This is a genomic window from Amycolatopsis sp. Hca4, assembly GCF_013364075.1.
Classification (GTDB): Bacteria; Actinomycetota; Actinomycetes; order Mycobacteriales; family Pseudonocardiaceae; genus Amycolatopsis.
This window is the reverse complement of record NZ_CP054925.1, coordinates 3,506,591-3,526,757: the sequence shown is the minus strand read 5'-3', so window position 1 is coordinate 3,526,757 and position 20,167 is coordinate 3,506,591. Positions and strand designations below refer to the sequence as shown.

Sequence of the window (20,167 nt, the reverse complement as noted above, 5' to 3'; positions counted from 1 at the left end):
CCCGGTGCCCGCGACCTACGGAGTGAGAAGACGATGGACAACGAGGAAAAGCTCCGCTACTTCCTCAAGCGGGTCACGGCCGATCTGCAGGACACCCGCCGCCGGCTCCAGGAGGCGCAGGCGACCGAGCCGGTCGCGATCGTCGGCCTCGGCTGCCGGTTCCCGGGCGGGGTCCGCACCCCGGCGCAGCTGTGGGACCTGGTCGAGGGCGGCCGGGACGCGATCTCCGGCTTCCCCGAGGACCGCGGCTGGGAACTCGGGTCGCTGTACGACCCCGACCCCGAAGCCCCCGGGACGTCGTACGTGCGCGAAGGCGGCTTCCTCGACGGGGTCGCGGACTTCGACGCCGGGTTCTTCGGTATCTCCCCGCGTGAAGCACTGGCCATGGACCCGCAGCAGCGGCTGCTGCTGGAGACGTCGTGGGAAGCACTGGAAGACGCGGGCATCCGGCCGCCGTCGCTGAAGGGCAGCCGGACCGGTGTCTTCGTCGGCTCCAACGGCCAGGACTACGGCACCCTCATGCTCAGCTCCGCCGAGGCGCTGGAAGGGCACCTCGCGACGAGCAACGCGGCGAGTGTCCTTTCCGGACGCGTTGCCTACGCGTTCGGTTTCGAGGGCCCGACGCTCACCGTCGACACGGCGTGCTCGTCGTCGCTGGTCGCGTTGCACCTGGCGGTGCAGGCGCTGCGGCAGGGGGAGTGCGACCTCGCCCTCGCCGGCGGCGTCACCGTGCTGCCGACGCCGGGCTCGTTCATCGCGTTCAGCCGGCTGCGCGGGCTGGCCCCGGACGGCCGCTGCAAGGCGTTCGCCGAAGCCGCCGACGGCACCTCGTGGGGCGAGGGCAGCGGCATGGTCGTCGTCGAACGGCTGGCGGACGCCCGCCGCAACGGCCACCGGGTCCTGGCGGTGGTGCGCGGTTCGGCGGTGAACTCCGACGGCGCGTCCAACGGCCTGACGGCTCCGAACGGTCCTTCGCAGCAGCGGGTGATCCGCGCCGCGCTGGCCGACGCCGGTCTGTCCACTTCGGACGTCGACGTCGTCGAGGCGCACGGCACCGGCACCACGCTGGGCGACCCGATCGAGGCCCAGGCGCTGCTGGCGACCTACGGCCAGGAGCGGGAAACGCCGCTGTGGCTGGGCTCGGTGAAGTCCAACCTCGGGCACACCCAGGCGGCGGCCGGGGTGGCCGGGGTGATCAAGATGGTCCTCGCGATGCGGCACGGCGTGCTGCCGCCGACCCTGCACGTCGACCGGCCCTCGTCCCAGGTGGACTGGTCGGCGGGGGCGGTCGAGCTGCTCACCGAGCGCCGGGCGTGGCCGTCGGACCGGCCGCGCCGGGCGGCGGTGTCGGCGTTCGGCATGAGCGGCACCAACGTGCACACCATCCTGGAGGAAGCGCCGGCCGAGGACCGGCCCGCCACCGGCCCCGACGAACCCGGCCGGGTCGTGCCCTGGGTGCTGTCGGCCCGGTCGCCGGAAGCCCTGCGGGCCCAGGCCGCCGCGCTCGCCGGTGTCGAGGCACCGTCCGGGGACGTCGGGCTGTCCCTGGCGACGACGCGGTCCGCGTTCGACCACCGCGCGGTGGTGATCGGCGATCGCGACGGGCTGTCGGCCGGGCTCGCCGCGCTGGCCGGGGACGTCCCGGCCCCCACCGTCGTCAAGGGGACGGCCGCCGCGGGCAAGGTCGCGATGGTGTTCCCCGGCCAGGGTTCGCAGTGGGCCGGGATGGCCGTGGACCTGCTCGCCGAGTCGCCGGTCTTCGCCGCGCGGATGGCCGAATGCGCCGAAGCGCTGTCGTCCTTCGTGGACTGGAAGCTGACCGACGTCATCCGCGACGCCGCGCAGCTGGAGCGGGTCGACGTCGTGCAGCCCGCGCTGTTCGCCGTGATGGTCTCGCTCGCCGAGCTGTGGCGCTCGTACGGTGTCGAGCCCGCCGCGGTCGTCGGGCACTCGCAGGGCGAGATCGCCGCCGCCGTCGTGTCCGGCGCGCTGTCCCTCGAGGACGGTGCCCGGGTGGTGGCGTTGCGCAGCCAGGCGATCCTCGCGCTGGCCGGGCAGGGTGGCATGGTGTCGATCGCCGAGGGCGCCGACGCGGTGGCGGCCCGGATCGCGCCGTGGGGCGAGCGGCTGTCGATCGCCGCGATCAACGGCCCGGCCGCCGTGGTCGTCTCCGGGACGCCGGACGCCCTCGACGAACTGGTCGCGTCCTGCACCGACGTCCGCGCGAAGCGGGTCCCGGTGGACTACGCCTCGCACTCGCCGCAGGTGGAACGGATCCGCGAACGCCTCCTCGAGGTCCTGGCCCCGGTCCGGCCGGGCCGGGCCACGACCGGGTTCTTCTCCACGGTCACCGGCGCCTGGCTCGACGGTCCCGAGCTGGACGCCGAGTACTGGTACACCAACCTCCGCCGCGCGGTCCGGCTCGACACCGCCGTGGCCGCGCTGACCGGCCAGGGCTTCCGCACGTTCGTCGAAGCCTCGCCGCACCCCGTGCTGACCATGGCGATCGGCGGCGACGACGTGACCGCGCTCGGCTCGCTGCGCCGTGGGGAAGGCAGCCTCGCCCGGTTCCACACGTCCCTGGCCGAAGCCTGGGTCACCGGTGTCGACGTCCGGTGGGACGACGCGTTCCCCGGCGCCCGCCGCACCGGCCTGCCGACGTACGCCTTCCAGCACGAGCGCTACTGGCCGCGGCTGGTCTCGGCCGGCGACGCCGCCGGTCTCGGCCTGGCCCCGGCCGGGCACCCGCTGCTCGGCGCGGTCGTGGCACTGGCCGGCTCCGGCGGCACGGTCCTCACCGGCAAGCTTTCGCTGTACAGCCTGCCGTGGCTGGCCGACCACCGCGTCGGCGGGGAGGTGCTGTTCCCGGGTACGGCGTTCGTCGAGCTGGCGCTGCGCGCCGGCGACCAGGCCGGCCGGCCCGCCCTGGACGAGCTGACCCTGGAAGCGCCGCTGGTCCTGCCCGCGCAGGGCGGCGTGCACGTCCAGGTCTCGGTGGGGGAGGACGGCGAACTCGCGATCCACTCCCGCCCGGACGAGTTCACCCCGTGGACCCGGCACGCCACCGGCCTGCTGACCGAGGCCGCTCCCACCGTCGAGCGGGTCGACGCCTGGCCGCCCGCCGATGCCACGCCGGTCGAGCTCGACGGCTTCTACCCGGCCATGGCGGCCACCGGCGTCGACTACGGCCCGGCCTTCCGCGGGCTGCGTGCGGTGTGGACCCGCGGCACCGACGTGTTCGCCGAGGTCGAGCTGCCCGAGCCGCAGCGGGCCGACGCGAGCCGGTTCGGGCTGCACCCGGCGTTGCTGGACGCGGCCCTGCACGCGGCCGGGCTCGGGGCGCCCTCCGCGGCCGCAGACGGGCCGAAACTGCCGTTCGCCTGGAGCGGCGTCTCCCTGACCGCGTCCGGTGCCACCGTGCTGCGGGTCGTCCTCACGCCGGGGCCCGGGGACGCGGTCGCGCTGACCCTCGCCGACGAAACCGGCGCCCCGGTCGGTGCGGTGCGGTCCCTTTCGCTGCGCACGCCCGCGAAAACGACGCAGCCCGACGCGCTCTTCGAGGTCACCTGGCCCGAGGTCACCGGCACCGAAGTGACCGGCGAGTTCGAGGTGTTCCGCGTCCCCGGCGGCCCGGTCCGGGAGGTGACCGCGGCGGTCCTCGCACGGCTCCAGGACGGGCTCGCCGCCGACGGGCTCCTGGTCCTGCACACCACCGGCGCGGTCTCGGCCGACGGCGAAGACGTCACCGACCTCGCCGCCGCGGCCGTGACCGGCCTGGTGCGCTCGGCCCAGGCCGAGAACCCCGGCCGGTTCGTGCTCGTCGACGCCGACGAGGTCCCGGCGGAACTGCCGCTCGGCGAACCCCAGCTGGCCCGGCGCGCCGGTAAGTGGCGGGCCCCGCGGCTGGCCCGGGCGTCCACTTCGGACGGAGCACCGGACTGGGGCGACGGCGAAGTGCTGATCACCGGCGCGTCCGGCCTGCTCGGCGGCCTGATCGCCCGGCACCTGGTCACCCACCACGGCGTCCGGCGGCTCCTGCTGCTGTCCCGCCGCGAACCCGCGCAGCTCGCCGGCGAACTCGCCGGGCTGGGCGCCACCGCGACCGCGGTCGCCTGCGACGTCGCCGACCGCGCGCAGCTGGCGGCGGTACTGGCCGGGCGCCGCGTGTCCGCGGTCGTCCACGCGGCCGGCGTGCTGGACGACGGCGTCGTCGAATCCCTCACCCCGGAGCGCCTCGACGCGGTCCTGCGGCCCAAGGCCGAAGCGGCACTCGCCCTGCACGAACTGACCTCGGACCTCTCCGCGTTCGTCCTGTTCTCCTCCTTCGCCGCCACCATGGGCGGCGCGGGCCAGGCCAACTACGCCGCCGCGAACGCGTTCCTCGACGCGCTCGCCCAGCACCGCCGCGCCCAGGGGCTGCCCGCCGTTTCGCTGGCCTGGGGGCTGTGGGCCGAAGCCAGCTCGATGACCGGCCACCTGGCCGACGGCGACCGGCAGCGGATGGCCGGCGCGGGCATGACACCCCTGGACACCGAGCTCGGCCTGGCGTTGTTCGACCGGGCCGTCGCCGCGGACCGGGCGGTGCTCGCGCCCGTCCGGCTCGAACTCGCGGCGCTCCGGCGCCGTCCGGTGACACCCGCGCTGCTGCACGGCCTGCTGCCCCCGGCCCGGCGGCAGGCCACGGCGGCGGTCGCGACTTCGTCGTTCGCGCAGCGGCTGGCCGGATTGGGGGCGGACGACCGCGTCCGGCAGGTGCTCGACCTCGTCCGCGGGCTCGTCGCGGGCGTGCTCGGGTACGCGTCCGGCGCCGCCGTCGACCCGGCGCGCGCGTTCAAGGAACTCGGCTTCGACTCGCTGACCGCGGTGGAGCTGCGCAACCGGCTCGCCGCCGAGACCGGCCTGCGGCTGCCCGCGACGCTCGTCTTCGACCACCCGACCCCGCAGGCGCTCACGCGGCACGTGCTCGAGCGGGTGTCCGGGGAGACGGCTTCGGTGGCGGTGCCGCAGCGCCGGGTCTCCGGCGACCCGATCGTCGTCGTCGGCATCGGCTGCCGCTACCCCGGCGGCGTCCGGAGCCCGGAAGACCTGTGGGACCTCGTCGCCGCGGGCCGTGACGCGGTCGCCGGCCTGCCCGACGACCGAGGCTGGGACCTCGACGCCCTCTACGACCCCGACCCGGACCACCCGGGCACCAGCTACGCCAAGGAAGGCGCGTTCCTCCACGACGCCGCCGACTTCGACGCGGGCTTCTTCGGCATCTCGCCCCGCGAGGCGCTCGCCATGGACCCGCAGCAGCGGCTGCTGCTGGAGACCTCCTGGGAGGCACTGGAACGCGCCGGCATCGACCCGGACTCGCTGCGCGGCAGCCGGACCGGCGTCTTCACCGGCGTGATGTACTCCGACTACGCGTCCCGGCCGCTCGCCGTGCCCGAAGGGGTCGAGGGCTTCCTCGGCACCGGCAGCTCGGCCAGCGTGGTGTCCGGCCGGATCGCCTACGCGTTCGGCCTGGAAGGGCCGGCGATCACGGTGGACACGGCGTGTTCGTCGTCGCTGGTCGCCCTGCACCTGGCGTGCCAGGCGCTGCGGCAGGGGGAGTGCGACCTCGCCCTGGCCGGCGGGGTGACCGTGCTTTCGACGCCGGGCGTGTTCATCGACTTCAGCCGCCAGCGCGGCCTCGCCGCCGACGGCCGGTGCAAGTCCTTCGCCGACGCGGCCGACGGCACCGGCTGGGGCGAAGGCGCCGGGATCCTGGCCGTGGAACGGCTTTCCGACGCCCGGCGGCTCGGGCACCCGGTGCTCGCCGTGGTCCGCGGCACGGCGGTCAATTCCGACGGCGCGTCCAACGGCCTGACCGCCCCGAACGGCCCCTCGCAGCAACGCGTGATCCGCGCCGCGCTGGCCGGAGCCGGGCTGGAGCCGTCCGAAGTGGACGTCGTCGAAGGGCACGGCACCGGCACCACGCTGGGCGACCCGATCGAGGCACAGGCCATCCTGGCGACCTACGGCCAGGGCCGGGTGAGTCCACTGTGGCTGGGCTCGCTGAAGTCCAACATCGGGCACACGCAGGCGGCCGCCGGGGTGGCCGGCGTGATCAAGATGATCATGGCGATGCGGCACGGCGTGCTGCCCGCGACCCTGCACGTCGACGCGCCGTCGTCCCATGTGGACTGGTCGGCCGGTGCGGTGGAGCTGCTGACCGAGTCGCGTGACTGGGTGGCCGACCGGCCGCGCCGGGCCGGGGTGTCGTCGTTCGGCGTCAGCGGGACGAACGCGCACGCGATCCTCGAAGAAGCGCCTTCGCTGGCTCCGGTCGTGGCTCCCCGCGGGGAAACCGGTTTGCTGCCGTGGGTGCTGTCCGGTCGCAGCGAAGCGGCGTTGCGGGCGCAGGCCGCCCGGCTGCTGGACGTCACCGAGCACCCCGCCGACGTCGGGTGGTCGCTGGTTTCGTCGCGGAGCCGGTTCGCGCACCGGGCCGTGGTCCACGGCACCACGGCCGAAGAGCTGTCCGCCGGGCTGGCCGCGCTGGCGGACGGCCGGTCCGCGGCCACCGTGGTGACCGGCCGCGAACGGCCCGGCCGGCTCGCGGTGCTGTTCACCGGCCAGGGTGCGCAGCGCGTGGGCATGGGGCGTTCGCTGTCCGAGCGGTTCCCGGCCTTCGCCGCCGCTTTCGACTCGGTGCTCGCGCACTTCGACCCGAAGCTGCGCGAGGCCCTCGCCGACGCCGAGCTGCTCGACCGGACCGAATTCACCCAGCCCGCGTTGTTCGCCGTCGAGGTCGCGTTGTACCGGCTCGTCGAGTCGTTCGGCGTGCGCCCGGACTTCGTGGCCGGGCATTCGATCGGCGAGATCTCCGCGGCCCACGTGGCCGGGGTGCTGTCCCTCGAAGACGCGTGCCGGCTGGTCTCGGCCCGGGCGTCGCTGATGCAGGCCCTGCCCGCCGGTGGGGCGATGGTGTCGATCGCCGCGCCGGAGTCGGCGATCGAGCTGACCGAAGGCGTCTCGATCGCCGCCGTGAACGGCCCGGCGTCGGTGGTCATCTCGGGCGAGGAGGCCGCGGTGCTGGCGATCGCGGCTCGCTTCCCGAAGACGAAACGGCTCTCGGTGAGCCACGCGTTCCATTCGCCGTTGATGGACCCGATGCTGGCGGAGTTCCGCGCGGTCGCGGAGTCGCTGACCTACCACCCGGCGGAGCTTCCGGTGCTCTCGAATGTGAGCGGTGCTCTCGCTGAGCCGTTCACCGCGGAGTACTGGGTACGGCACGTGCGGGAGACCGTCCGGTTCGCCGACGCCGTGCGGACCCTCGAAACCGAGGGCGTCACGACGTTCCTGGAGCTGGGCCCGGACGGCGTGCTCAGCGCGATGGCCAGGGAAACCCTGGGCGAAGACGGCGTCGCCGTCCCGGCGTTGCGGCGCGACCGCTCCGAAGAGAGCGCACTGCTCTCGGCGTTGAGCACGCTGCACGTCCGCGGGGTGGACGTCGGCTGGACGGCGTTCTTCCCCGGCGCCCGCCGCGTCGACCTGCCCACCTACGCCTTCCAGCGGACCCGCTACTGGCTGGACCTGGTCCTGCCGGAGACGGTGGTCCCCGAGGCGGCCGAGGCGCCGGAGGCCGAGCCGATCACCGGACGGCTGGCCGCCCTGCCGGCCGCCGACCGCCCGGCGTGGCTGCTCGACTGGGTCCGGGCGGAGGTCGCGGCGACGCTCGGGCACCCGTCCGCCGACGCGGTCGAGCCGGAGTCCGCGTTCGCCGACCTCGGGTTCACCTCCCTCGGTGTCGTCGAGCTGCGCAACCGGATCAGCGCGGCGACCGGCCTCGACCTGCCCGCCGCGCTGGTCTGGGACTACCCGACGGTCGCGGAGCTGGCCGCGCACCTGCTCGCCGACGTCCCCCTGCCCGCGGCCGATCCCGGTGGCTCGCTGGGCACCCTGCTCCGGACGGCGAGGGAAACCGGCCGCACGGCCGAGTTCCGGACGTTCCTGAGCACCGCCGCGCAGTTCCTCCCCGCGTCACCGTGGACGCCCCGGCTCCGGCGCGCGACGACGGGCGCGGCCCGGCCGCTGCTGTTCGCGTTCGGCACGCTGACCGGCTCGACCCGGTGGTGCGAGGACGTCACCGCGCGCTTCGACGGCGTCCGCGAGACGTGGCTGGTGCCCGCCCCGGGCTTCGACGGCGAGGCGCCCGCGCCCGCAGACCTGGACACCCTGGTCACGACGGCGGCCGCAGCGATCCGCGACCAGGCGGACGGCGAGCCGTTCGTCGTGCTCGGCTCCGGCTCGGGCGCGCTGCTCGCCGCCGCGGTGGCGGACGCCGCGGGCGCGACCGGCGTGGTCCTGGCCGGCCCGGCGGGGGTGGAGTTCGACGAGCTGTCCGAGACCGTGCCCGACGCCGAGCTGACGGCCGTCGGCGCCTACCTGCGGCTGTTCGGCGCCGCGGTCACCGAGCCGCGGGTGCCGGCCCTCACCCTGGAAGCGGGGGCGGACGTCGCGGACGCGGCCCGGCGGCTCCACACGTGGCTGGTGGAGGAACTGCCCGCGCCGTGCCGGTGACCGGGATGATCCGACGTCATATCTGATGTTTCGTGCAGCAGACCTTGACGGCCTGATTGGAAGGAACTTTTACTAACCGGAGGTCCTCCACCTCACCTCCGGGAGCACGCATGTCCTCACTCCGGCGCACCGCGAGCGCGGCGGCCGCCTTCGCGATCGCGGCCAGCGGTCTCGTCCTGGGTGCGCCCACGGCGTCGGCCCTCGAAAACGGCCTGCTGCGCACGCCGCCGATGGGCTTCAACAACTGGAACTCGACGCAGTGCCGCGCCGAGTTCAACGAGGCGATGATCAAGGGCATCGCGGACACCTTCGTCAGCAAAGGCCTCAAGGACGCCGGCTACACGTACGTCAACATCGACGACTGCTGGGCGCTGCCGTCCCGCAACTCGGCGGGGAACCTGGTGCCGGACCCGGCGCGGTTTCCGGGCGGCATCAAGTCGCTCGCCGACTACGTGCACGGGAAAGGCCTGAAGTTCGGCATCTACACCAGCGCCGGCACGAAGACCTGCAACACCGCGGGTTTTCCCGGCGCGCTGGGGCACGAGCAGCAGGACGCGAACCTGTTCGCCTCCTGGGGCGTCGACTACCTGAAGTACGACAACTGCAACAACCAGGGTGTCGACGCGCAGCAGCGGTACAAGGCGATGCGGGACGCCCTCGCGAAGTCCGGCCGCCCGATCGCGTACTCAATCTGCGAATGGGGCCAGAACAAGCCGTGGACCTGGGCCGAGCCGGTCGGGAACCTGTGGCGCACCACCGGTGACATCTCCGACAAGTGGTCGAGCATGATCTCGAAGGCGCAGACCAACCGCGGCCTCGCGCAGTACGCCGGCCCCGGCCACTGGAACGACCCCGACATGCTGGAGGTCGGCAACGGCGGCATGACCGCGGCGGAGTACCGCACGCACTTCAGCCTGTGGGCGATGATGGCCGCCCCGCTGCTGATCGGCAGCGACCTGCGCAAGGTGTCCGACGACAACTTCGCGATCCTCAAGAACACTGACGTCATCGCCCTCGACCAGGACCCGCTGGGCAAGCAGGCGACGGTGCTGAGCGCGAGCGGCGGCCTGGTCGTGTACAGCAAGGTGCTGGCCAACGGCGACCGCGCGGTGGCCCTGTCCAACGAGACGGCCGCGACGGCGACGATCAGCACGACCGCGTCCGCGACCGGGATCGGCAGCGCGTCCTCGTACACGCTGAAGGACTTGTGGAGCAAGGCTGTGCGGAGCACCTCGGGGACGATCAGCGCGTCGGTGCCCTCCCACGCGACCGTGCTGTACCGGGTGTCGCGCGCCGGTGGCGCGACGCGCTACGAAGCCGAGTCAGCCACGGTTTCGGCGGGCGGGACGATCGACTCCAACCACGCGGGCTTCTCCGGGACCGGCTTCGCGAACGGCGCGAACACCGTCGGCAGCTACGTGGAATGGCAGGTCACAGGCCCGGCGTCGACGCTGACGTTCGGTTACGCGAACGGCACCACGGCGGCGCGTCCGGTGGACATCGCGGTGGACGGCACGGTGGTCGCGGCGGGCGTGCCCTTCCCGGGGACCGGCGCCTGGACGACGTGGAGCACGGTGGCCAGGTCGCTGTCGCTGCCGTCGGGCTCGCACACCGTCCGCGTGACCGCGACGACGGCCGACGGGCCGGCCAACCTGGACTACCTGGACGTTGCGCCGTAGCCGTTACCTGGCGGAGTTGCGTTCGTCGTAGCTCCGCCGGGCCGCTTCGACCTTGCCGAGGTTGCCCGACCACTCGGAGAGCGACGCGAACAGCGGGCCGAGGCTGCGGCCGAGCTCGCTGATCTCGTACTCGACGCGTGGCGGGACCTCGGCGTGGTAGGTGCGGGTGATCAGGCCGTCCCGCTCCAGCTGCCGCAGCCGCTGGGTGAGCACCTTCGGGGTGATCGTGGTGATGCGGCGCTCGAGTTCGACGAACCGCTGGCGCCCGAATTCGTTGAGCGCCCACAGGATCGGCGTCGTCCACCGGCTGAAGACGATGTCGACGACCGGGGCGATCGGGCAGGCCAACTCGGGTGTGGTCTCGGTCACTTTCACGTCTTCGGCCATTACTTTCCTCTAGGTACCTACTATCACCCCGAATGTAGCGTCTTTCCCATGATCATGGTTGTGGGAGCGACGGGAAATGTCGGAGCACCGCTGGTGCGGATGCTGGCGGAGGCGGGCGAAGAGGTGACGGCGGTGTCCCGCCGGATCACCTCGGCCCCGCCGGGAGTCGTGGTGCGGCAGGGAGATCTGGGGTCGGTGTCGTTTTCGGGCGTCGCGTCGGCGTTCTTGATGGTGTCGGGCGCGTTCGTGCCCCTGGACGACGTCCTCGCCCGCGCGGCAGCGGCGGGCGTGCGCAAGGTGGTGGTGCTGTCGTCCCAGGGCGTGCCGACCGGCCGCCACCCGGCGGTGACGGAGGAGTCGGTACGCCGCTCGGGTCTGGAGTGGACACTGCTCCAGCCGGGCGCGTTCGCGTCGAACGCACTGCAGTGGGCGGAAAGCGTGCGATCGTCGCGCGAGGTGGTGGCGCCGTTCGGGGACGTGGCGCTGCCGGTGGTGGACCCGGAGGACATCGCGGCGGTGGCGGCGGTGGCGTTGCGTGCGGAGGGGCACGCGGGCAAGTCGTACGTGCTGACGGGCCCGGCCCCGATCACCCCCCGCGACCAGGCGGCGGCGATCGGCGCGGCCGTGGGCGAGCCGGTGCGCTTCGTTCCGCAGACGCGCGACGAGGCTCGCGCTGTCATGTCGGGCTTCATGCCGCCGGAGGTGGTGGCCGTGACGCTGGATGTTCTCGGCTCGCCGACGCCGGAGGAGCAGCAGGTGAGTCCGGACATCGCCGCCGTCTTGGGCCGCCCGCCGCGCCCGTTCGCGGAGTGGGCGTCGCGCTTCGCGGGGGCGTTCAAGTGACGCTGGCTCACCGTTCTTCGGGTTCCGGGGCGCCGGTGGTGTTGCTGCACGGCAATCCGACGTCGTCTTACTTGTGGCGCAACGTGATGCCGTCCCTGCCGGGCCGGGTGCTGGCCCCGGACTTGATCGGCATGGGGGAGTCCCCGCGGCCGGACATCGCCTACACGTTCGAGGATCACGCCCGCTACTTGGACGAGTGGTTCGATTCGTTGTCCTTGACCGACGTGGTGTTGGTCGGCCACGACTGGGGTGGCGCACTGGCGGCGGACTGGGCGTCCCGGCACCCCGCGCGGGTGCGCGCGTTGGCCTTCACGGAGGCGGTGGTGAAGCCGATGACGTGGGAGGAGTTCCCACCGGCGGGGGCGGAGGTGTTCCGGGCGATCAAGGATGGAGGCTCGCTCGGCGGCTTCTTGCCGGGTCTGCCGCCGGAGTACGCGACGACGTTCGAGCGTCCCCTGCTGCAGTGGGCCCGCTCGATGCCCCTGGGCGGCTCGCCGGCATCGGTGGTCGCCCGGATCGAGGCGTTCGACAGGTGGCTGGGGTCTTCCGCGGAGGTTCCCAAGCTGCTGGTGACGTTCGAGCCGGGGTTCGACACGATGCTGACGCCGTCGATGGTGGAGTGGTGCGAGAGGAACTTCGCCTCGTTGGAGGTGGTGCGACGTCCGGAGAAGGCGGGGCACCACACGCCGGAGGAACAGCCGGAAGCACTGGCCTCGACCCTGGCGACCTGGCTGGCGGGGCTTCCTTCGTAACCGGCTCGGACGGCGGTAGGGAAGATGGCTTCCATGCTGACCAAAACCTTGTCGGCCGCCGCGGTGGTCGCGGGCAGTACGCCGAACTCCTGCGGCGGCCGACGATCGACGAGGCCGTCACCCGCTACGAAGAAGCCCGCGAGACACTGCAGACGAAGCTGACCGAAGGCCTCGGCATCTCCGGCTGGGTCGACAAGCACGACGGTCGCCAGTCGGGCGGCGCCAATGAATTCCCCGGCGTCGACAGCCGTGACGCCGAGCGCACGTTCCTCAGCTTCGAACTGAAGGACCAGTACGGAGCCGCGCTCACGCTCTCCTCGGGCACGACCACGGTCATCTCGATCGAAACGGGCTGCCACCTGACCACCGAGGCGAAGGGGCGGATCGGAGCGGCCGCGGCAACGCGACGCTAGCCGATGATGACAGAAAGCGCCCAAACAAACACGCCCGGCGATCGCCGGGCGTGCAGAACAGGCCTATCCGGTCGGGATGACAGGATTTGAACCTGCGACCCTCCGCTCCCAAAGCGGATGCGCTACCAAGCTGCGCCACATCCCGGCACACCCCCAGGGGGGTGTGTGATCAGCCTAGCGGGTCACGCTAAGCTGGCCACGCACCCGGGTACCTCCGGGGGCACGCGGGTGTAGCTCAATGGTAGAGCCCTAGTCTTCCAAACTAGCTACGCGGGTTCGATTCCCGTCACCCGCTCCAAAAACGTCACGGGTCGACGCGGCGTCCGCTTCCAAGGACGCCGCGATCACATCCAGCAGCTTGTCCGTGTCCACCGGCTTCGTGATGTAGTCGTCCGCCCCGCTCGCCAGCGTCCTCGCCCTGTCCTCCGCCGTTGCCTTCGCTGTGACCGCGATCACCGGCAGGTCCGCGTTCGCCGCTTCTGCCCTGATCGCCGCGATCGTGGCGTTGCCGTCCAGCTCCGGCATCATCACGTCCATCAGGACCAGCGCCGTGTCCTCGTTGCGCTCCAGCGCCCGGATGCCGTCCACGCCCGTCTCCGCGTAGATCACCTCCAGGCCCGCCTGCTCCAGGACCGCCGCCAGGGCGAACACGTTCCTGAGGTCGTCGTCGACGATCAGGACCTTCTCGCCGTGGAAGCGCTTCGGCCTGACGTCCGGGGCCGCCACCAGGACCGTGCTCGGCACCGGTGGCAGCCGGGGGGAGGACAGCGCCGTCAACGCCGGGTCCACCAGGTTGGCCGCCGCCACCGGGAGGTACAGGGTGAACGTCGAACCCACGCCCGGCTCGCTCACCACGCGCAGCTCGCCCCCGAGCAGCTCCGTCAGCTGCTGGCTGATGTTCAGCCCCAGGCCCGTGCCGCCGTACTTGCGGCTCGTCGTGCCGTCCGCCTGGCGGAACGCCTCGAAGATCACCGCCAGCTTCTCCTCGGGGATCCCGATGCCGGTGTCCTCGACCGCGAACGCGATGATCCCGGGGGCGTTGCGAAGCGACTCCTGCTCCACCTCCGCCGGGTCGGCCGCGCGGATGTGCAGGCGGACGCCGCCCTCGTCGGTGAACTTGGCCGCGTTCGACAGCAGGTTGCGGAGGATCTGCTGCAACCGGTGCTCGTCCGTGTGGACGCTCCCCGGCACCGGCGGGTCGATGTGGACCGCGAACTCCAGGCCCTTGTCCGCGGTCAGCGGCCGGCACAGGGACTCGACGTAGTCCACCAGCTCCGGCAGCGTGATGTCGGTCATCTGCAGGTCCAGCCGGCCCGCCTCGACCTTCGCCAGGTCGAGGATGTCGTTGATCAGCTGCTGCAGGTCCGACCCGGCCGCGTAGATCGTCTTCGCGAACTGGATCTGCTTCTCCGTCAGGTTCCCTTCCGGGTTCTCCGACAGCAGCTTCGCCAGGATCAACGCGCTGTTCAACGGCGTCCGCAGCTCGTGCGACATGTTCGCCATGAACTCGGTCTTGTACTGCGACGCCACCGTCAGCTGCCCGGCGCGCTCCTCCAGCTCCTGCCGCGCCTGCTCGATCTCGCTGTTCTTGACCTCGATGTCGCGGTTCTGCTGGGCCAGCAGCGCGGCCTTCTCGGCCAGCTCGGTGTTCGACCGCCGCAGCTCGCCCTGCTGGGCCTGCAGCTGCTCCGACCGGGCCCGCAGCTCCTGGGCCAGCCGCTGCGACTCGGTCAGCAGCGCCTCGGTCCGCGAGTTCGACAGGATCGTGTTCACGTTGACGCCGATCGTGTGCCGCAGCTGCTCCAGCAGGTCCTGGTGGACCGTGCTGAACTCGTTCACCGAGGCCAGCTCCAGCACCCCGAGCACCTCGCCCTGGAACAGCACCGGCAGCACGATCAGGTTCACCGGCGCCGCCGAGCCCAGGCCGGACGAGATCAGCGCGTACTCCGGCGGCGCGTTGTGCACCAGCACCGTGCGCTGGTCGACGGCGGCCTGCCCGATCAGCGACTCGCCCATCGCGAACCGCAGCCCGGCGCGGGACTGCGCCAGTCCATACGCGGCGATGCACTCCAGCACCGTGCCGTCGCGGTCGTCGTCGCGGGCCAGGAAGAACGCGCCCTGCTGGGCCCGGACCAGCGGGGCCAGCTCGGACAGGATCAGCGCCGCGACCGACGCCAGGTCGCGGTGGCCCTGCATCCGCCCGGACAGCTGGGCGAGGTTCGTCTTCAGCCAGTCCTGCTCGCGGTTGGTCCTCGTCGTCTCCTTGAGGTTCGCGATCATCTGGTTGATGTTGTCCTTGAGGTCCGCGACCTCGCCGGACGCGTCGACCGTGATGTGCCGGGTCAGGTCGCCGGCCGTCACCGCCGTCGCCACCTGGGCGATCGCGCGGACCTGCGTGGTCAGGTTCCCGGCCAGCTGGTTCACGCTCTCGGTGAGCCGCTGCCAGGTGCCGGACACGCCGTCGACCTCGGCCTGGCCGCCCAGCTTGCCTTCGGTGCCGACCTCGCGGGCGACCCGCGTGACCTCGGAGGCGAACGCCGAGAGCTGGTCGACCATCGTGTTCATCGTGGTCTTCAGCTCGAGGATCTCGCCGCGGGCGTCGACGTCGATCTTCTTCGTCAGGTCGCCCTTCGCGACCGCCGTCGTGACCTGGGAGATGTTGCGCACCTGGCTGGTCAGGTTGTGCGCCATGAAGTTGACGTTCTCGGTCAGGTCCTTCCACGTCCCGGCGACACCGGGCACCCGCGCCTGGCCGCCGAGGATGCCTTCGGTGCCGACCTCGCGGGCGACACGGGTGACTTCGTCGGCGAACGCGCGCAGCGTCTCGACCATCCCGTTCAGCGTCTCGGCCAGCGCCGCGACCTCGCCCTGGGCCTCGATCCGGATCTTCTTCGACAGGTCTCCGTTGGCCACCGCGCTCGCCACCGTGGCGATGTTGCGGACCTGGTCGGTCAGGTTGTCGGCCATGACGTTGACGTTGTCGGTGAGGTCCTTCCAGGTGCCGGCGACGCCGCGCACGCGCGCCTGGCCGCCGAGGATGCCTTCGGTGCCGACCTCGCGCGCCACTCGGGTGACTTCGTCGGCGAACGCGGACAGCTGATCCACCATCGTGTTGAGCGTGGTCTTGAGCTCGAGGATCTCGCCGCGGGCGTCGACGGTGATCTTCTGGGTCAGGTCGCCCTTCGCCACCGCCGCCGTCACCGTGGCGATGTTCCGGACCTGGTCAGTCAGGTTGTTCGCCATCGAGTTGACGTTGTCGGTGAGGTCCTTCCAGGTCCCGGCGACGCCGGGCACGGTGGCCTGGCCGCCGAGCTTGCCTTCGGTGCCGACCTCGCGCGCCACTCGGGTGACTTCGTCCGCGAACGCGGACAGCTGATCCACCATCGTGTTCAGCGTGGTCTTGAGCTCGAGGATCTCGCCGCGGGCGTCGACCGCGATCTTCTGGGTCAGGTCGCCGCGCGCGACGGCCGTCGCGACCTGGGCGATGTTGCGGACCTGGGTGGTCAGGTTGTTCGCCATGAAGTTCACGGACCCGGTCAGGTCGCGCCAGGTGCCGGCGACGCCGGGGACCTGCGCCTGGCCGCCCAGCTGACCCTCGGTGCCCACCTCGCGCGCCACCCGGGTGACTTCGTCGGCGAACGCGGAGAGCTGGTCCACCATGGTGTTCATGGTCGTCTTGAGCTCGAAGAACTCGCCGCGGGCGTCGACGGTGATCTTCTGGGTCAGGTCGCCCTTCGCCACCGCCGTGGTGACGTGCGAGATGTTCCGGACCTGGTCGGTGAGGTTGTCGGCCATCTGGTTGACCGAGTCGGTGAGGCTGCGCCACGTCCCGGCCGCGCCCGGCACCTCGGCCTGCCCGCCCAGCTTGCCCTCGCTGCCGACCTCGCGCGCCACCCGGGTGACTTCGCCGGCGAACGCCGAGAGCTGGTCGACCATCGTGTTCAGCGTGTTCTTCAGCTGCAGGATCTCGCCGCGGGCGTCGACGTCGATCTTCTTCGTCAGGTCGCCGTTGGCCACCGCGGTCGCCACCTGCGAGATCCCGCGGACCTGGTCGGTGAGGTTGTCGGCCATCAGGTTGACCGAGTCGGTGAGGTCGCGCCACGTCCCGGCGACGCCCGGCACCTGTGCCTGGCCGCCGAGCTTGCCGTCCGAACCGACCTCGCGGGAGACCCGGGTGACCTCGTCGGCGAACGCCGAGAGCTGGTCGACCATCGTGTTGATGGTGTTCTTGAGCTCGAGGATCTCGCCGCGGGCGTCGACGTTGATCTTCTGGGTCAGGTCGCCGCGCGCGACGGCGGTGGTGACCTGGGCGATGTTGCGGACCTGCTCGGTGAGGTTGTCGGCCATGAAGTTGACCGAGTCGGTCAGGTCGCGCCAGGTGCCCGACACGCCCGGGACGACGGCCTGGCCGCCGAGACGTCCCTCACCCGCGATCTCGCGGGAGAGCCTGGTCACTTCGGCGGCGAAGCGCGACAGCTGCGCGATGAGGCCGTTGACCGTCTTCGCCAGCGTGGCGTACGCGCCCTGCAGCGGGCGCCCGTCCAGGGTGAGGGTCATCGGCTGGGACAGGTCGCCGTCGGCGACCCCGCCGAGCACGCGCTCCAGCTCGATCGCCGGCCGGGTGAGGTCCTCGACCAGGCCGTTCACCGCGTCGACGGCGGTGGTCCAGCCGCCCGGGCCGACCTGGCCTTCGAGCCGCTCGCTGAGCCTGCCCTCCTGGCCGACGGCCGCGCGAACCCGCAGCAGCTCGCTGACCAGCCGCTGGTTGCGCTCGGCGATGTCGTTGAACGCGACCGCGAGCTGCGCCGAGATGCCGTCGCCGTGCGGGACGAGCCGCCGGCGGAAGTTGCCGTCCCCGAGATCCCGCACCGCCACGAGCACCCGCTCGAGCGCGGCCGCCTCGCTCTGGGATTCCGTTGTCATGTGTGCCGACCCTCTCCACCACGCATGCGCCAGCCATGGTCGTCGACCCAGCGTGCCATGCTTCGCCCTACACTTCGAGCCAGCCCGCCCGCTCACGCGGTAGCCGTGCGACAGCAGTCCGGAGGCAGGAGGTCCGTGCATGGTGTCACGTCCGGCCCCGGCCTCGGCGGCCCTGCCGCCGGTGACCGGTGACGGCGGGCCGCCGGGCATCGACGCCTTCACCCGAGCGGCCCTCGAAGACGTCCGCGACGCGGTGTTCCTGCAGGACGCCACGGGCGCGGTGCGCTGGGCCAACCCGGCCGCGCGAGCGCTGACCGGGGACACCGGACCGCAGCTGCACTCGGTCACCGAAACCGCAGGTCACCTGGACGTGGCCGGGCTGCGCCGTCCGGCGCGGATCCGCGCGCTGCCCGGCGGCTGGCACGCCTGGACCGTCCCCGCCGACGACGTCCCGCAGCGGCGCGTCGGCGACTTCCTGGCCGAGGCCGGCCCCCGGCTGGCCGCCGCGCGCGGGCGGCACGGCACCGCCCGGGTGATCGCCGAGCTGGCCGCGTCCGCGCTGGCCGAGACCGTGTTCGTGCTGCTGCCGACCACCCGCGGCCGGTGGGAGTGGTGGAGCTGCGAGCGCCCGGCCGCGCAGGGCCACGGCCGGATCCGGCGGGTCGCACCGCACGTCGCGCCGGTGCTGGCGGCGACGTTCGGGGCCACCGGGCCGCCGCAGCAGGCCCCGCTGCCCGCGCCCGAGGTCGCCACCCTGCCGTCGGTGGTCGCCGACCGGCTCGAAGGGCACGCCGAGGTGTCGGTCGTCTCGCTCGGCCCGAGTGCGAGCGCCGAGGTCACCGGCGCCCTGCTGCTGGGCCGCCACGGCGACGCCGGCTTCGGCGCCGAGCAGTCCCGCGCGGTGGCCGAGTTCGCCGTCGCGGCCGGGACGGCGCTGGCCAACGCCCAGCGCTACGCCCGGCAGGAAGAGGCGACCCGCGGCCTGGAGACGACGTTGCGCCCGGTCGACCCGCCGGAGCTCGACGGCGCCCGGTTCGAGACCTGGTACGAGCCGGCGGGCGGGGTGCTCACCGTCGGCGGCGACTTCTTCGACGTGCTGCCCCACGACGACGGCAGCGCGTTCCTGGTGCTCGGCGACGTCTGCGGCAAGGGCCCGGAGGCGGCGGCCCTGACCGGCCGGGTCCGGCACGCGCTGACCGCGCTCGCCATGGTCGAACGCGACGGCCGCACCCTGCTGCGGCTGCTCAACGAGCTGCTCATCGCCGGCGGCAGCAGCCGGTTCGCCACCCTCGTGCTGGGCACGGCCCGGCCGTCCGACGGCGGCGTCGGCCTGACGCTGGCCTCGGGCGGCCACCCGGCGCCGCTGATCCTCCGCCGGTCGGGCCTGGTCGAGGAGGTCACCGTGCCGGGCACGCTGGTCGGCATCTCGCCGCAGGCCCGGTTCGCCGAGGCGGAGGTCCGGCTGGAGCGCGGAGACGTCTGCCTGCTGTACACCGACGGCATCACCGAAGCCCGCAACCGGCACGACCAGACGGAACTCTTCGGAGACGACCGGTTGCGCGCTGTGCTCACGGCGGCGGCGGGCGAGCCGGCGCGCGAAGTCGTGCGGCAGCTGCGGCAGTCCGTTCGCGACTGGCTCGGCAGCTCCGCACACGACGATATCGCCGTGCTCGCCGTGGAATGCGTCGACTGATTGCACCGTCCTCAATGGACTGAGTTTGACGCCGTCGCGAGGGGGTAATTACCCCGGTGCACTCAGATTTTCCGACGGAGGAGCCCCATGGCGAACGCACTGCAAGGACGCCGGGTCGCGATCCTGGCCGCGGACGGCGTCGAACAGGTCGAGCTGGAGAAGCCGCGCCAGGCCGTCCTCGACGAGGGCGCGACGGTCGAGCTGGTTTCGCTGGACACCGGTGAAATCCAGGCGATGAACGGCGACATCGACAAGGGCGACCGGTTCCCGGTGGACCGGAAGGTCGCCGACGTCGAAATCGGCGACTTCGACGCGCTGCTGCTGCCCGGCGGCACGATGAACCCCGACCACCTGCGCACCGACCCCGCCGCGGTCAAGTTCGTCGGCGACTTCGTGCGCGCGGGCAAGCCGGTCGGGGTGATCTGCCACGGTCCGTGGACGCTCGCCGAAGCGGATGTCGTGCGTGGCCGCACGCTGACGTCCTACCCGAGCATCCGGACGGACCTGCGCAACGCCGGCGCCACGGTGGTCGACGAAGAGGTCGTCGTGGACAACGGACTGGTCTCCAGCCGCAACCCGGACGACCTGCCGGCGTTCTGCCAGGCGGTCGTGCGCGAGTTCGCGGGCTGACCGCGCGTCCTTTGTGGACGTCACCCGTTCGTGTCTGTTAAGTCCGGCTTAAATCTGTTGGCGTTCGGCCCCGCGGCGGAGGACGCTGATGGTGTGACGAGGATCGCCCGCGGAGAGGAGGTGGACGCGATGACTGTGCACGCAAGGCGCTACGGCCGCTGGTGCCGTGAACACTTCGACGCGATCGCCGCCGAGGGCGTTCCCGCTCCCCGCGGCGGCGAGCCCGCCGGCCAGGCGCTGCCCGAGCCCGAGCCGGAGCCCGTTCAACCGGCTGCCGAACAGCCCCGAGGCTGACGAACA

9 protein-coding genes and 2 tRNA genes are annotated in these 20,167 nt (G+C 72.4%); 8 read left to right on the top strand and 3 right to left on the bottom strand.

The genetic code is table 11. The annotated features are described in order from the left end of the window. Positions 1-33: 33 nt before the first annotated feature. A complete protein-coding gene (locus HUT10_RS15565) occupies positions 34-8,547 on the top strand; it encodes a type I polyketide synthase (RefSeq protein WP_176171871.1) in 8,514 nt (2,837 codons plus the stop codon). Between the two features lie 110 nt (positions 8,548-8,657). Further along, on the top strand, positions 8,658-10,226 hold the full coding sequence (locus HUT10_RS15560) for a carbohydrate-binding protein (RefSeq protein ID WP_176171870.1): 1,569 nt from the start codon (positions 8,658-8,660) through the stop codon (positions 10,224-10,226). Between the two features lie 3 nt (positions 10,227-10,229). On the opposite strand, the gene HUT10_RS15555 is transcribed toward HUT10_RS15560, so the two are convergent. Further along, complete coding sequence (locus HUT10_RS15555) at positions 10,230-10,613, bottom strand: helix-turn-helix domain-containing protein (RefSeq protein WP_176171869.1); 384 nt, start codon at positions 10,611-10,613, stop codon at positions 10,230-10,232. A 48-nt stretch (positions 10,614-10,661) separates the two neighbouring features. Here HUT10_RS15555 and HUT10_RS15550 point away from each other — a divergent pair, with 48 nt between their 5' ends. Together HUT10_RS15550 and HUT10_RS15545 are read left to right on the top strand one after the other, a co-directional pair. Further along, a complete protein-coding gene (locus HUT10_RS15550; protein ID WP_176171868.1) occupies positions 10,662-11,456 on the top strand; it encodes an NAD(P)H-binding protein in 795 nt (264 codons plus the stop codon). Further along, the gene (locus tag HUT10_RS15545; protein ID WP_176171867.1) at positions 11,453-12,208 is read left to right on the top strand and encodes an alpha/beta fold hydrolase; all 756 of its coding nucleotides are present in this window, start codon (positions 11,453-11,455) and stop codon (positions 12,206-12,208) included. The genes HUT10_RS15550 and HUT10_RS15545 overlap by 4 nt, the downstream gene beginning before the upstream one ends. A gap of 484 nt (positions 12,209-12,692) precedes the next feature. Here HUT10_RS15545 and HUT10_RS15540 read toward each other — a convergent pair. After that, positions 12,693-12,766 (bottom strand) — tRNA-Pro (locus tag HUT10_RS15540). Positions 12,767-12,845: 79 nt separating this feature from the next. On the opposite strand from HUT10_RS15540, the gene HUT10_RS15535 reads away from it, so the two are divergent. Then, positions 12,846-12,919, top strand: a tRNA-Gly gene (locus HUT10_RS15535). Here the strand turns inward: HUT10_RS15535 and HUT10_RS15530 are convergent. After that, the gene (locus tag HUT10_RS15530; RefSeq protein ID WP_176177840.1) at positions 12,871-17,544 is read right to left on the bottom strand and encodes a HAMP domain-containing protein; all 4,674 of its coding nucleotides are present in this window, start codon (positions 17,542-17,544) and stop codon (positions 12,871-12,873) included. The genes HUT10_RS15535 and HUT10_RS15530 overlap by 49 nt on opposite strands. A 139-nt stretch (positions 17,545-17,683) precedes the next feature. On the opposite strand from HUT10_RS15530, the gene HUT10_RS15525 reads away from it, so the two are divergent. The 3 genes from HUT10_RS15525 (at position 17,684) to HUT10_RS15515 (ending at position 20,161) form a co-directional block, all read left to right on the top strand. Then, complete coding sequence (locus tag HUT10_RS15525; RefSeq protein ID WP_176171866.1) at positions 17,684-19,237, top strand: SpoIIE family protein phosphatase; 1,554 nt, start codon at positions 17,684-17,686, stop codon at positions 19,235-19,237. A gap of 87 nt (positions 19,238-19,324) precedes the next feature. Beyond that, positions 19,325-19,867 (top strand): type 1 glutamine amidotransferase domain-containing protein, encoded by a 543-nt coding sequence (locus tag HUT10_RS15520; protein ID WP_176171865.1) that lies wholly within the window; start codon positions 19,325-19,327, stop codon positions 19,865-19,867. A 129-nt stretch (positions 19,868-19,996) separates the two neighbouring features. Continuing rightward, positions 19,997-20,161 (top strand): hypothetical protein, encoded by a 165-nt coding sequence (locus HUT10_RS15515; RefSeq protein WP_176171864.1) that lies wholly within the window; start codon positions 19,997-19,999, stop codon positions 20,159-20,161. Positions 20,162-20,167: the final 6 nt, after the last annotated feature.

What these genes read in the sequence shown, in the direction of transcription:
- HUT10_RS15565 (WP_176171871.1), top strand. Translation starts at nt 34, where the DNA reads ATGGACAACGAGGAAAAGCTCCGCTACTTCCTCAAGCGGGTCACGGCC.
- HUT10_RS15560 (WP_176171870.1), top strand. Translation starts at nt 8,658, where the DNA reads ATGTCCTCACTCCGGCGCACCGCGAGCGCGGCGGCCGCCTTCGCGATC.
- HUT10_RS15555 (WP_176171869.1), bottom strand. Translation starts at nt 10,613, where the DNA reads ATGGCCGAAGACGTGAAAGTGACCGAGACCACACCCGAGTTGGCCTGC.
- HUT10_RS15550 (WP_176171868.1), top strand. Translation starts at nt 10,662, where the DNA reads ATGATCATGGTTGTGGGAGCGACGGGAAATGTCGGAGCACCGCTGGTG.
- HUT10_RS15530 (WP_176177840.1), bottom strand. Translation starts at nt 17,544, where the DNA reads ATGACAACGGAATCCCAGAGCGAGGCGGCCGCGCTCGAGCGGGTGCTC.
- HUT10_RS15525 (WP_176171866.1), top strand. Translation starts at nt 17,684, where the DNA reads ATGGTGTCACGTCCGGCCCCGGCCTCGGCGGCCCTGCCGCCGGTGACC.
- HUT10_RS15520 (WP_176171865.1), top strand. Translation starts at nt 19,325, where the DNA reads ATGGCGAACGCACTGCAAGGACGCCGGGTCGCGATCCTGGCCGCGGAC.
- HUT10_RS15515 (WP_176171864.1), top strand. Translation starts at nt 19,997, where the DNA reads ATGACTGTGCACGCAAGGCGCTACGGCCGCTGGTGCCGTGAACACTTC.